The sequence below is a fragment of the Pseudomonas sp. GW821-FHT09E04 genome (assembly GCF_059416185.1).
Genome location: NZ_JBWKOR010000002.1, coordinates 1043218 through 1055661, shown reverse-complemented (window position 1 = coordinate 1055661; position 12444 = coordinate 1043218). Strand labels below are relative to the sequence as shown.

At 60.7% G+C, this 12444-nt stretch carries 11 protein-coding genes; 8 read left to right on the top strand and 3 right to left on the bottom strand.

Annotated elements, in window-relative coordinates:
• Nucleotides 1-39: 39 nt before the first annotated feature.
• A complete protein-coding gene (rfbA, locus tag AC07N4_RS11250) occupies nucleotides 40-963 on the top strand; it encodes a glucose-1-phosphate thymidylyltransferase RfbA (protein WP_085734075.1) in 924 nt (307 codons plus the stop codon).
• 42 nt (nucleotides 964-1005) lie between these two features.
• Here the strand turns inward: rfbA and AC07N4_RS11245 are convergent, their stop codons facing one another.
• On the bottom strand, nucleotides 1006-2151 hold the full coding sequence (locus AC07N4_RS11245) for an LLM class flavin-dependent oxidoreductase (protein ID WP_493065216.1): 1146 nt from the start codon (nucleotides 2149-2151) through the stop codon (nucleotides 1006-1008).
• A 26-nt stretch (nucleotides 2152-2177) separates the two neighbouring features.
• Between AC07N4_RS11245 and AC07N4_RS11240 the strand changes: the two genes are divergently transcribed.
• From AC07N4_RS11240 to AC07N4_RS11210, 7 genes are all read left to right on the top strand, one after another.
• Nucleotides 2178-3182, top strand: a complete 1005-nt coding sequence (locus AC07N4_RS11240; RefSeq protein ID WP_493065217.1) for an NAD(P)-dependent oxidoreductase — start codon at nucleotides 2178-2180, stop codon at nucleotides 3180-3182.
• 230 nt (nucleotides 3183-3412) lie between these two features.
• The gene (locus AC07N4_RS11235) at nucleotides 3413-4570 is read left to right on the top strand and encodes an acyl-CoA dehydrogenase family protein (RefSeq protein WP_096818707.1); all 1158 of its coding nucleotides are present in this window, start codon (nucleotides 3413-3415) and stop codon (nucleotides 4568-4570) included.
• A gap of 137 nt (nucleotides 4571-4707) precedes the next feature.
• Nucleotides 4708-5808 (top strand): efflux RND transporter periplasmic adaptor subunit, encoded by a 1101-nt coding sequence (locus tag AC07N4_RS11230; RefSeq protein ID WP_096818709.1) that lies wholly within the window; start codon nucleotides 4708-4710, stop codon nucleotides 5806-5808.
• A complete protein-coding gene (locus AC07N4_RS11225) occupies nucleotides 5805-8882 on the top strand; it encodes a MexW/MexI family multidrug efflux RND transporter permease subunit (RefSeq protein WP_096818710.1) in 3078 nt (1025 codons plus the stop codon). The genes AC07N4_RS11230 and AC07N4_RS11225 overlap by 4 nt, the downstream gene beginning before the upstream one ends.
• Before the next feature lie 9 nt (nucleotides 8883-8891).
• The gene (locus AC07N4_RS11220) at nucleotides 8892-10343 is read left to right on the top strand and encodes an efflux transporter outer membrane subunit (protein ID WP_273538200.1); all 1452 of its coding nucleotides are present in this window, start codon (nucleotides 8892-8894) and stop codon (nucleotides 10341-10343) included.
• 129 nt (nucleotides 10344-10472) lie between these two features.
• On the top strand, nucleotides 10473-10838 hold the full coding sequence (locus AC07N4_RS11215; protein WP_007953843.1) for an ArsR/SmtB family transcription factor: 366 nt from the start codon (nucleotides 10473-10475) through the stop codon (nucleotides 10836-10838).
• 75 nt (nucleotides 10839-10913) lie between these two features.
• Nucleotides 10914-11471, top strand: coding sequence for a chorismate--pyruvate lyase family protein (locus AC07N4_RS11210; RefSeq protein ID WP_102619364.1), 558 nt, complete (start codon nucleotides 10914-10916; stop codon nucleotides 11469-11471).
• A 51-nt stretch (nucleotides 11472-11522) separates the two neighbouring features.
• Here the strand turns inward: AC07N4_RS11210 and AC07N4_RS11205 are convergent, their stop codons facing one another.
• Both AC07N4_RS11205 and AC07N4_RS11200 read right to left on the bottom strand, forming a co-directional pair.
• On the bottom strand, nucleotides 11523-11798 hold the full coding sequence (locus tag AC07N4_RS11205; RefSeq protein WP_085713206.1) for a helix-turn-helix domain-containing protein: 276 nt from the start codon (nucleotides 11796-11798) through the stop codon (nucleotides 11523-11525).
• A gap of 59 nt (nucleotides 11799-11857) precedes the next feature.
• Entirely contained in the window at nucleotides 11858-12367 is a 510-nt protein-coding gene (locus AC07N4_RS11200) for a flavin reductase (RefSeq protein WP_007953834.1), read from the bottom strand.
• Between the last annotated feature and the right edge of the window lie 77 nt (nucleotides 12368-12444).

The following is a 12444-nucleotide window of genomic DNA, read 5'->3' as shown; positions in this document are numbered from 1 at the left end:
CACAGTCATTCAAATCTCACTGCTTGAAAGGAAAAAAGCATGGCCAAGTACAAAGGAATTCTGCTGGCAGGCGGCGCCGGTTCGCGTCTGCACCCGATCACCCTGGGCGTCTCGAAACAGTCGCTGCCGGTGTATGACAAACCGATGATCTACTACCCGCTGTCGGTGCTGATGCTGGCGGAAATCCGCGAGATCCTGATCATCTCCACCCCGGAAGATCTGCCGGGCTTCCAGCGCATGCTCGGCGATGGCAGCCAGTTGGGCCTGAGCCTGAGCTACGCGGTGCAGCCAAGCCCGGACGGTCTCGCTCAGGCGTTCATCATCGGTCGTGAATTCGTCGGTGAAGACAACGTCTGCCTGGTGCTCGGCGACAACATTTTCTACGGTGCCGGTTTCGGTGAGACCTTGCTGCAAGCCGCGTCTCGCGATGAGGGCGCCACGGTGTTCGGCTACTACGTGGCCGATCCCGAGCGCTTTGGCGTGGTGGAATTCGATGCCGCCGGCAAGGCCCTGAGCATCTGCGAAAAACCGAGCGATCCGAAGTCCAACTACGCAGTCACCGGCCTGTATTTCTACGACAACGAAGTGCTGCAGATTGCCGCCGACATCAAGCCGTCGCCGCGCGGTGAGCTGGAGATTACCGACGTCAACAACGTCTACCTGCAACGCGGCAAGTTGAATGTGTCGGTGATGGGCCGTGGCATGGCCTGGCTCGACACCGGGACCCACGATGCGTTGATGGAGGCCGGCAACTTCGTGCAGGCCATCGAGAAACGCCAGGGCCTGAAAATCGCCTGCCTCGAAGAGATCGCCTATAACAAGGGCTGGATCGACGACGCGCAGTTGCTGGTGCACGCGGGCAGCATGAGCAAGACCGGTTACGGTCAGTATCTGGCGCGGCTGATCAACGATGATGTGGTGGTTTCGATGGACGCGCAGCGCCCGCTGAAAGGCGCTGCCTGACCGTTGCGAGATCAATGTGGGAGCACGGATGCTCCCACGGTCTCAGTGGCCGGTCACACTGTCATGTTGCGGGGTTTTGACGCCCGGGCGTGGTTCGGTTGGCGACGGTTGCAGGGACTGCAAACGGGCCAGGCGATTGGCGTGAGTCGGCGCTTCGGCCGCCAGTGGCGAGCGGCGTTTGCGGGTTTCTTCACGCAGCACCGGCAACACTTCCTTGCCGAACATGTCGAGTTGTTCCAGCACGGTCTTCAGCGGAATACCGCCGTGGTCGAACAGGAACAACTGGCGCTGATAGTCGCCGAAGTGCTCGCGGAAGGTCAGGGTCTTGTCGATGATTTCCTGAGGGCTGCCGACGGCCAGCGGGGTCATTTCCATGAACTCTTCCAGGGATGGACCGTGGCCGTACACCGGGGCGTTATCGAAGTAAGGACGGAACTCCCGACGCGCATCCTGGGAGTTGCGACGCATGAAGATGTGCCCGCCGAGGCCGACGATCGCCTGCTCCGGCGTGCCGTGGCCGTAATGCGCAAACCGCGTGCGGTAGAACTCGACCAGCGCCATGAAGTGTTCCCGGGGCCAGAGGATGTGGCTGGCAAAAAAACCGTCGCCGTAATAGGCCGCCTGTTCGGCGATTTCCGGAGTACGGATCGAGCCGTGCCAGACGAAGGGCGGCAAGTCGTCCAGCGGTCGCGGGATCGAGGTGAAGTGGTTCAGCGGTGTGCGAAAGCGTCCGCTCCAGTTGATGTCTTCCTCGCGCCAGAGCCGGTGCAGCAGGCGATAGTTTTCCATCGCCAGCGGCAGGGCGTCAGCGATGCTCTTGCCGAACCAGGGATAGACCGGCGCGGTGTTGCCACGGCCGAGCATCAGATCCATGCGTCCGCCGCAGAGGTTTTGCAACAGCGAATACTCTTCGGCTAGCCGCACCGGATCGTTGGTGCTGATCAGGGTGGTGGACGTCGAAAGAATGATGCGTTGGGTCTTCGCTGCAATGTACGCCAGCAGCGTGGTGGGAGAGGAGGTGATGAACGGGGGATTGTGGTGCTCGCCGGTGGCGAACACGTCCAGTCCGATGTCTTCGGCCTTCTGCGCAATTTGCAGGGTGGCCTGGATGCGCTCGGATTCACTGGGGGTACGGGCGTTGGTAGGGTCCTGTGTGACGTCGCCAACGGTGTAGATCCCGAATTGCATAAAGCCTCCTTGCCTTGGGTAAAGGTGTGTTTGAAACCCTTGCCGCGAAGAATGAATCAACGTGGCACTTGAAATGTACGCCTGTACACGTACAATCGCAATCGTGGGGCATTGTACAAACGGATTTGAAGACCTCATCGAGAGAGGAACACGACATGGAACTGGGATTTATCGGTCTGGGCACGATGGGTGCGCCGATGGTGCTGAACCTGCTGAAGGCCGGGCATCGGGTCCGCGTGTGGAATCGCTCGTCGGCACCGCTGGAAGAGCTGGTCAGGGCTGGCGCCGAACCTGTCGACACCCCCGCGCTGGCAGCGCAGGCCGACGTGCTGATTTCAATGCTTGGCGATGACACGGCGATCCGCTCGGTGTTCCTCGACGCCAAGGCGCTGGACGGTCTGCAGGCCGGCAGCGTTCACGTCAACATGTCCACGGTGTCCGTGGCGCTGGCCAAAGAACTGGCGGCCCTGCACGAGGCGCGCGGCGTCGGTTACGTGTCGGCACCGGTGCTGGGGCGGGTCGATGTGGCGGCCGCCGGCAATCTGAATATTCTCGCCTCCGGGCCTGCCGAAGCACTGGTCCGGGTGCAGCCGCTGTTCGATGTGCTGGGGCGCAAGACCTGGCACTTCGGTGAAGCCGCCGACGTGGCGTGCGCCGCCAAACTGTCGGCCAACCTGATGGTCGCCTCGGCGATCGAGTCCCTGGCCGAAGCCTCGACCCTGGCCGGTGGCTACGGCATCAGCCGTGCGGCGTTCGTCGACATGATCACCTCGACGTTGTTTCCCGTTCCGGTCTATCAGGGTTACGGCAAGCAGATGGCCGATGAGACATTCGAGCCGGCCGGCTTCAAATTGTCGCTGGGCCTCAAGGATGTGCGCCTGGTGCTGGAGGCCGGTGAGGCTGCCCAGGTGCCGTTGCCGTTTGCCAGCGTGTTGAAGGACAACTTGCTGGACGGCATGGCCCATGGTCAGGCCGATCAGGACTGGGCATCGCTGTCGCGGGTCAGTGACCGGCGTGCCGGCGTGAAGTAATCAATCGGATTTAAACGCCGTAACTTGCCTTGCTAGTTCGGTTGGAATCTTGCGCTGTTAATTATTGTCGGACAGCTATTTGCCTTTTACTGAAAAGTGAAAGAAGTCTGAGAATAATGCTTGTCAAATGTACGACTGTAGACGTACATTTTTATCGGGGTTTAACAACAATAAAAGTTCGTCTGTTTTTTCGTCTGCTGATCGTAAATAAATAATAGCTAGGAGCCGTTATGAAAAATCTAATGCAATGGAACAGCCTTCCCTCCGAATCCAATGAATGGCTCGAGAAGGTGCGTGCACTGAATCCGCTGATTGTTCAGCACCGCGAGTACAGCGAGCAGACCAATGCGACTCACAAGGATGTGATGTCCCGCTTCTTCAAGGACGGTTTTGGCCGTACGTCGGTCTCCCGGGCGTTCGGCGGCTCCCAGGTCGATATCCAGACCACTTCCGCGCTGGTGCTGGAATTTGCCCGGCATGACGCCTCGCTGTCCTGGCAGCTGGCTGTTCAAGTGGCGATGGGGCGCCTCTCGGACTACCTGCCGGAAGCCACTTCCGAAGCGATCTACAACCACTGCGACGGTTTCGTGATCGGCGCCATCCACTCTGGTGGCGAAGCGCTGCCAATGGGTGACGATTACCTGCTGAGCGGCAAGTGGGCCTTCGCCAGCGGCTCGGCCCACGCCGACTGGCTGGTCTGCACCGCCACCGTCAAAGGCACCGAAAACAACACCACCCCGGAAGTGCGGATGTTCTTCGTCCCCGCCAGCCAGTGCACCATCCTGTCGACCTGGGACACCCTGGGCATGCGCGGCACCGGCAGCCATCACTTCCAGTGCTCCAACGTCATCGTCAACAAGGCGTTCTCGCTGGACGTCGAAACCCTGAAGAAATCCCCCGAAGCGCGCAGCTCCCGTGCCTACGCCACCGGCTACTACGAGTTCGGCACCCTGGCAGCAATGTCCACCGTGCTGGGCGTGGCCCGGGCCGCCGTGGATCACTTCCGCAACGACCGTGCGATCAACACCGACCCGGGCCTGGAAGGGGTGATCTTCGAGAAGACCGGCCGCGCCATCTCCTCGGTACACACCGCGCAATTGTTGCTTGAAGATGCCATCCATCAGGTGATCAACCGCGGTGAAACCATCGGCGAACCGGTCAGCGCCCGCGTCGGTCTGGCAGCGTCGGTGTTGACTGAAAACTCGGTCAACGCCGTCAACCAGATCTACTCGATGGCCGGTTCCAAAGCCGTCTACAAGTCGCACTTCCTGGAGCGTTGCTTCCGCGATATTCATACCGGTTCGAAGCACTTCACCCTGTCGCCTTTGAACTTGCACGGTATCGGCAAGTATTACCTGGATAAAACCAACGTACTGGCCGCGGCGTAATAGTCGATAAATAAAAAAACGGGTGCGTTATCAGTGAATGTTCACAGGGATCAATAGCGCGCCCGTTTCAAGTTGCACCTTTATTTTCTTAAATCTCAAACTTTTGTGCTCGCAGTAAAGAGTCAAGGGAGTGCCACATGCTTGCTCGAAATATTATTAAGTCGCTGGTGTTTATTATTCTGGTCGTGGTGCTGTCCGCCGCGCTGGGCTGGCGTTTCTGGTCGCCGCAACCGGCTGCGGCCGAGCAACGGATTCCCAGCACCCGGGTCGGTCTGGCCGTGGTCAAGAAACAACCGTACACCTACTACCTCGAAGCCATCGGCAAACTCGAAGCGCAGCGTCAGGTGCTGGTGTCGGCCGAAGTCAGCGGCAAAGTGGTGGACATCGATTTCGAGTCCGGTGATGAAGTGAAGGCGGGGCAGGTGCTGCTCAAGCTCAACGACGCACCCGAGCAAGGTGAACTGGTTCGCCTGAAAGGCGAGTACGAATCGGCCAAGGCACAGTTTGCCCGTGTCCAGGAACTGGCCAAGACCGGCGCCGAAAGCCGTCGCGCCTTCGACAGTGCCCGCGCTCAATACGACGCGGCCAAGGGCGACATGGAACGCATGCAGGCGCAGATCGCCCAACGGCACATTCGTGCGCCGTTCGGTGGCACCCTCGGCATTCGCCAGGCGCATCTGGGCCAGTACCTGCAAGCCGGCAGCGCGGTAGCGACCCTGACGGATCCGGGCCTGCTGCGCGTCAACTTCACCCTCGCCGAACGCGATGGCTCGCAAGTGCAACTGGGCCAGACCGTGCAGGCCAAGGTCGATGCCTGGGGTGACGCGACCTTCGCCGGCAAGATCGTTGCGGTCGACCCGCAGATCAACCAGTCCCACACCATCAACGTTCAAGCGGTCATCACCGACACGCAAAAACGCCTGCGTCCCGGCATGTATGCACGGGTCTCGGTGACCCTGCCACAGACCGCCGAGCTGCTGATTCCGGAAACCGCGATCACCTACAACGCCTACGGCGAGAGCGTGTTCTCGGTCTACACCGACGAGACCGGCGTGCAGAAGGTCAAGCGTGAGTCGATCAAAGTCGGCGAGCGTCGCAACGGCTGGGCGGTGGTCGACAAGGGCTTGATCGAAGGTGTGCAGGTGGTGACTTCCGGTCAGCTGAAACTCCACGACGGTGTGGCGGTGGAAGGCGTCCCGGACACGATTGCTCTTAAACTCAGTGGGCTGGAAAAATGAATTTCACCGACCTCTTTCTTCGCCGCCCGGTGCTGGCCGTGGTGGTCAGCACGCTGATCCTGCTGTTCGGGGTGCGTGCGCTGATGAACCTGCCGATCCGTCAGTACCCGATGCTGGAAACGTCGACCATCACGGTCACCACCCAGTATCCCGGCGCCTCTTCGGAACTGATGCAAGGCTTCGTCACCCAACCGATCAGCCAGGCCGTGGCCTCGGTCGAAGGCATCGACTATCTGTCGTCGGCCTCGACCCAGGGTCGCAGCCAGGTGACGATCCGCATGGCACTGAACAGTGATTCCATCGCGGCGCTGACCGAGGTCATGGCCAAGGTCAACCAGATCAAATATCGCTTGCCGAAGGACGCCTACGACCCTGTGGTTGAACGTACTTCCGGCGGTTTCACCAGCGTGGCTTACGTCGCGTTCGCCAGTTCCAACCTGACCATTCCGGAGATGTCGGATTACATCTCCCGTGTCGTCGAGCCGATGTTCGCCGGCATCGAAGGCGTGGCCAAGATCAACATCATGGGCGAGCAGAAACTGTCCATGCGCCTGTGGCTCGATCCGCAGCGTCTGGCCGGCTACGGCATGACCGGGCAGGACGTTTCGGCCGCCATCGAAGGCAACAACTTCCAGGCGGCACCGGGCCAGGTCAAAGGCTTGTACGTGGTCAGCAACCTGCGGGTGAACACTGACCTGAACAGCGTTGAAGACTTCCGCGACATGGTGCTGCGCAACGACAACGGCCACATCATCCGTGTGCGTGACGTCGGCACGGTGGAACTGAACGCAGCCTCCACCGACACCAGTGGTGCGATGAGCGACGTACCGGCGCTGTTCCTCGGTCTGGACGCCGCGCCGACCGGCAACCCGCTGGTCATCGTCAAACGTGTGCGCGAATTGCTGCCGCAGATTCAGGAAACCCTGCCACCGGGCGTGACCGTGCAGATCCCGTTCGAAGTGGCGCACTTCATTCAGTCGTCGATCGACGAGGTGAGCTACACCCTGCTCGAAGCACTGGTGATCGTGGTGCTGGTGATTTACCTGTGCCTGGGCACGTTCCGCACCGTGCTGATTCCGCTGGTGACGATTCCGCTGTCGATGCTCGGTGCGGCGATGCTGATGCAGATGTTCGGCTTCAGCCTCAACCTGCTGACCTTGCTTGCGATGGTGCTGGCCATCGGGCTGGTGGTGGACGACGCCATCGTCGTGGTGGAAAACGTCCACCGTCACATCGAAGAGGGCAAGACGCCGTTCGACGCTGCACTGATCGGTGCGCGGGAAGTGGCCGGGCCGGTGGTGGCGATGACCTTCACCCTGGCGGCGGTGTACGCGCCGATCGGTCTGATGGGCGGCCTCACCGGCACGCTGTTCAAGGAGTTCGCTCTGACCCTGGCCGGTGCCGTGGTGATTTCCGGCATTGTCGCCCTGACCCTGTCGCCGATCATGAGTACCCGTCTGCTGGACGCGAAAACCAGCGAAGGTTTCATGGCGGTCAAGGCGGACCGTTTCTTCCAGTATCTGTCCCGTCGTTATGGCGCGCTGCTCGGCGGTTCGCTGGCACGTCGCTGGATCAGCCTGAGCGTGGCGCTGGTGATCTTCTTCAGTTTGCCGTTCCTCTATCGCTCGGCGCAGACCGAACTGGCGCCGCTGGAAGACCAGAACATCCTGCTGACCGCGATCAAGGCGCCGCAGCACGCCAACCTGAATTACCTCGAAGCCTACGCACACGAGCTGTACAAGACCTTTAACGAAATCCCCGAGGGCTACAGCAACTGGGTGGCGAACGGTTCCGACGGTCTGTCCAACAGCGTCGGCGGGATCAACCTGGTGGACTGGGAAAAGCGTGGCCGCGATGCCAACACCATCCAGCCTGACTTGCAGGCGCGGGTGAACCAGATCGAAGGCACGAGCATTTTCGTGTTCCAGATGCCGCCGTTGCCGGGCTCTACCGGTGGTCTGCCGGTGCAGATGGTGATCCGCAGCGATCAGGATTATCTGGCGCTGTACAACGTGATGGATCAGCTCAAGAAAGCGGCTCAGGCCAGTGGCCTGTTCGCGGTGGTCGACAGTGATCTGGACTTCAACAATCCAGTGGTGGAAATCCAGGTTGACCGCGCCAAGGCCAACGCCCTGGGCATCCGCATGCAGGACATCGGCGAGACGCTCAACAGCCTGATCGGCGAGAAGTACGTCAACCGGTTCTCGTTCCACGGTCGTTCCTACGATGTGATCCCGCAGTCGGTGTCGGCGGATCGCCTGACCCCGGAAACCCTCAAGCTGTATTACGTGAAGGATCAGAAGGGCAACCCGGTGCCGCTGTCGACGCTGGCCACCCTCAGCGTCAAGGTCGAGCCGAATCGCCTGACCCAGTTCAACCAGCAGAACTCCGCCACGTTCCAGGCCATTCCGGCGCCGGGCGTGACGTTGGGTGATGCGGTGGGCTTCCTGCAGAAACAATCGGAAAATTTCCCGGCCGGCTTCAGTTTCGACTGGCAGTCCGATGCCCGCCAATACGTGCAGGAAGGCAACAGCCTGGCGTTCACCTTCGGCCTGGCCCTGGTGATCATCTATCTGGTGCTGAGCGTGCAGTACGAGAGCTTCCGCGACCCGTTCATCATTCTGATCAGCGTGCCGCTGTCGATCTGCGGGGCCCTGGTGCCGCTGGCGCTGGGCATGACTTCGATGAACATCTACACCCAGATCGGCCTGATCACGCTGATCGGTCTGATCAGTAAGCACGGGATCCTGATGGTCGCGTTCGCCAACGAGTTGCAGCGCCAGCAAGGCATGGACCGCGTGCAAGCGATCCAGCACGCCGCGCAGGTGCGTCTGCGGCCGATCCTGATGACCACCGCTGCCATGGTGGTCGGCCTCGCGCCCCTGTTGTTCGCCAGCGGTGCCGGTGCCAACAGCCGCTTCGGCCTGGGCCTGGTGATTGTGGTGGGGATGCTGATCGGTACCTTGTTCACGCTGTTCATTCTGCCGTCGGTGTACACGCTGCTCAGTTCGATCAAGCAACCGAGCCACGCACCCGAAGCCGAACCGGCCGGTGTGCCGCAACCCATCCTGTGAGGACGTGACATGTATTCGATTACACGTTTGATGCTGGCGCCCCTGGCGGCGGCCATCCTGTTGGCGGCGGGTTGTGTGAACTACGCCGGGATCGATCATCAGGGCAAATTGCTGGCGGTCGGCGATGCGCCGTCCGACAGCCTGAAAGACAAGTTGCCACCGGCCCAGTGGCCGCGTGCGGACTGGTGGACATCGCTGGGTGATCCGCGTCTGGGCGCGTTGATCGAAGAGGCGTATGCCAGCAACCCGGACTTGCAGGAAGTCGCTGCCCGGGTCGCCAAGGCCAACGCATTTCTCGACCTGCGCGATGCCGAGCGTTACCCGGAAATGGATGCGTCGGCGGGTGTCACTCGCGGCCGGCTGTCGCGCTTCGAGGACTACAGCGGCGAGGGTGAAAAGTACTTCACCGCACGCAATCTGGCGGTGAACTTCAGCTACACCTTCGACCTCTGGGGCGGCCAGCGTGCCGCCTGGGAATCGGCGCTCAACAGCGCACGAGCTGCGGAAGTCGACCTGCAATCGTCGCGGCTGATTCTGGCGACCAACGTGGTCAAGGCTTACAACCAACTGGCGTATGCCTGGCAGGTGTCGGAGCTCAACCAGCGCGATCTGGAACGCTTGAGCAAATTGGTGGAGCTGACGGATTCGCGCTACGGCTCGGGCCTCGACAACCTGTCGCAACTCAAGCAGGTGCAGAGCCTCAAGGCACGTTCGGAATCAACCCTGATCGGCGCCAACGAAGACATCGAAATCGCTCGGCTGCAATTGTCGGCGCTGATCGGCAAGGGCGTCGACCGCGCGCACACGCTCGAGCGTCCATCGAATCTGCAGGCCAGCGTGGTGGCATTGCCGGCGCAGTTGCCGGCCCAGTTGCTCGGTCGTCGCCCGGACATCGTTGCGGCGCGCTGGCGAGTGGAGGCCGAGACCAAGAACGTCGAGGCGGTGAAGACCACGTTCTACCCGAACATCAACCTGGTGGCGGCGGCGGGTTCGCATGCCTTGATCGGTGATGCGATGTTCGCCGGGGTCAGCAAGTTCTGGAATGTGGCGCCGACGGTGTCGCTACCGATCTTCGATGCCGGGCGTCTGCGCTCCGATCTGAAGGCCGGCAACGCTGAACTCGACAGCTCTATCGCGCAATACAACCGGGTGCTGAATTCGGCGTTGCATGAGGTGGCGATTTCGGTGACGCAGTTGCGTTCTTTCGAACAGCAAATCGTCGTGCAGCGCGATGCCTGTTCGATTGCGCAGTCGTCCTACGATCTGTCGCAGTCGCGCTACAAGGCCGGGGAGGACACGTTCCTCGATGCCCTGAATATCGAGCAACAATTGATTCAGGACGAAATGCGCCTGGCCTTCCTCAACAGCAAGCACATCGACAGTTCGGTTTCGTTGATGGCGGCGCTGGGCGGCGGGTTCCAGGCCCCCGCGCTGGAGACGGCACAGAGCAGTGCTCTGTAGTGTTTTTCGGGACGCCGCCTTCGGGGCGGCTGTCGCGGGAAAAAGGCATCTTGTGTATAGTCTTACTGTTCTCGTATAGACGAATACAAGCCGGATTATTCCCGCCTATATCATCAAGGGTACCTACCTATGAACGTCCCGAATCATCCCAATCAGGATCAGATCCTTCTGGAAAATGTGCTGAACGCATTGGGAAGCCCGCTACGCCTGACCGTGTTGAAAGTGTTGTCCGATGGCCAGGAACATCCTTGCGGCCGGATCCTCAAGGGCGCATCGAAGTCGACCATGACCCATCACTGGCGGGTTCTGCGCGACAGCGGTCTGATTTGGCAACGCCCCTACGGCCGGGAAAACCTGCTGTCCTTGCGTCGTGAAGACATGGACGTGCGCTTCCCGGGGCTTCTCGACTCGCTGCTGTCGGCGGTCAAGACCGATGAACAGACCATCAGCGTGATCAGCAAACACGAAGTGACCGAAGAAAACGGAGCCGAGTGACAGACACCGCCGGTGAAGGGTTGGCCTTCCACGGCAACCAATCAATTCACCATCACCAGGAAGGTGTGTGCGGGTATGGATACAAGTCATTACTGGTCGTCGCGACCCCTGTCGGAATTGACCGGCTCCGAGCATCACTGGCTGTTTTTGCCCGGGGCACTGACCCCGCGTCTGAAAGCCATGGGCGACTATTCAATCGAAGTGGTCGAGCAGTCCCATGGCCCGCTCAATTCTGAAGAAGCGCAAGCGCTGAACGTGCCACCGGCGACCATCGGCTGGGTGCGTGAAGTGGTGATGAAGCTCGATGGCGAGGCCTGCGTCACCGCGCGCAGCCTGACCAGCATGCCGGCGCTGAACGGCGACTGGGCGGATCTGAATGGCTATGGTCGCCGGCCGCTGGCCGAGATTCTCTACACGTCGGATCAGACCCTGCGTGAACCCTTCCAATGCGCCTTGTTGTCCCCCGGCGCACCGTTGGCGGCGCTGTCCTATCGCTACGCGCCGCAGGCCAAACGGTTGCTGGCCCGACGTTCGCGTTTCACTCGTAATGGTTCGGCGCTGCTGGTCAGCGAGTGCTTCCTGCCGGCGTTCTGGGCACGGGTCGAGTACGCTCAGGCGCTCAAGTCGGCCTGATGAAAAAAACCTGCGGGAGCGAACTCCCGCAGGTTTTTTTTTGCAAGTTGTTCAGAGCCGGATGACCGCTTCGATCTGCTTGATTGCCGGCGTCAGGGCCTGCGCCAGCTCCTCGGCTTTCGAGGTCGGGCGCATGGTTCTGGATGAGCGCAGAAACAGAGGATCATCGAACCGCTTGCGCAGCCGTGCCAGCGATCCGCTGATGGCGGGTTGTTTGACGTGCAGGCGTTCGGCCGTGCGTGACACGCTGCGTTCGCGGAACAGCACCAGGAAAATGATGATCAGGTTCAGGTCGATATCCGCGAAGTTGTCTTCATTGAATAGCATGGTTACATCCCTGTCATGACCCGCCGGCTAGCAATCTGCGATGCCGGCGGGTGTCTGGATCACTGCTCGGGTGCCAGGCGCAGTTCGTCGTTCAGACGGTAGTAACTGCGGTTGAAATAGACCAGGCCTTCCGTGGCCTCGCTGTGTTGCTGCAGCTCGAGGATTTCACAGTAGAAGATGCTGTGAGTGCCGACCTCGTCGACCTTGCTGACCCGGCAATCGAGGCTCACCAGCGCCTCTTCGATCACCGGCGAGCCGGTCTTGAGCGTCTGGCAATTCACGCTGGAAAAGCGCTCCTGCATGCTCAACTGCCGATTGGCGAACGCCCCGGAGGTCGACTGGTGGTCGCCGGTCAGGACGTTCACGCACAGCACGCCATTGGTCTTGAAATGCTCGTGATTGGACGACGAGCGATTGACGCACACCAGCAGCGTGGGCGGTGAGTCCGTCACGCTGCACACCGCTGACGCGGTAAAGCCGAAACGCCCCGCAGGGCCATCGGTCGTGACGATGGTGACGGCACTCCCCAGCATCGCCATTGCATTACGAAACTCCGTTGAATCAACCATCGCGTCACCTCATTCCATGTAGGTTTAATGGAGCCGATCCGTTCTTCCTTGTCCGTTGTCGTTGTGCGAAAACGGGT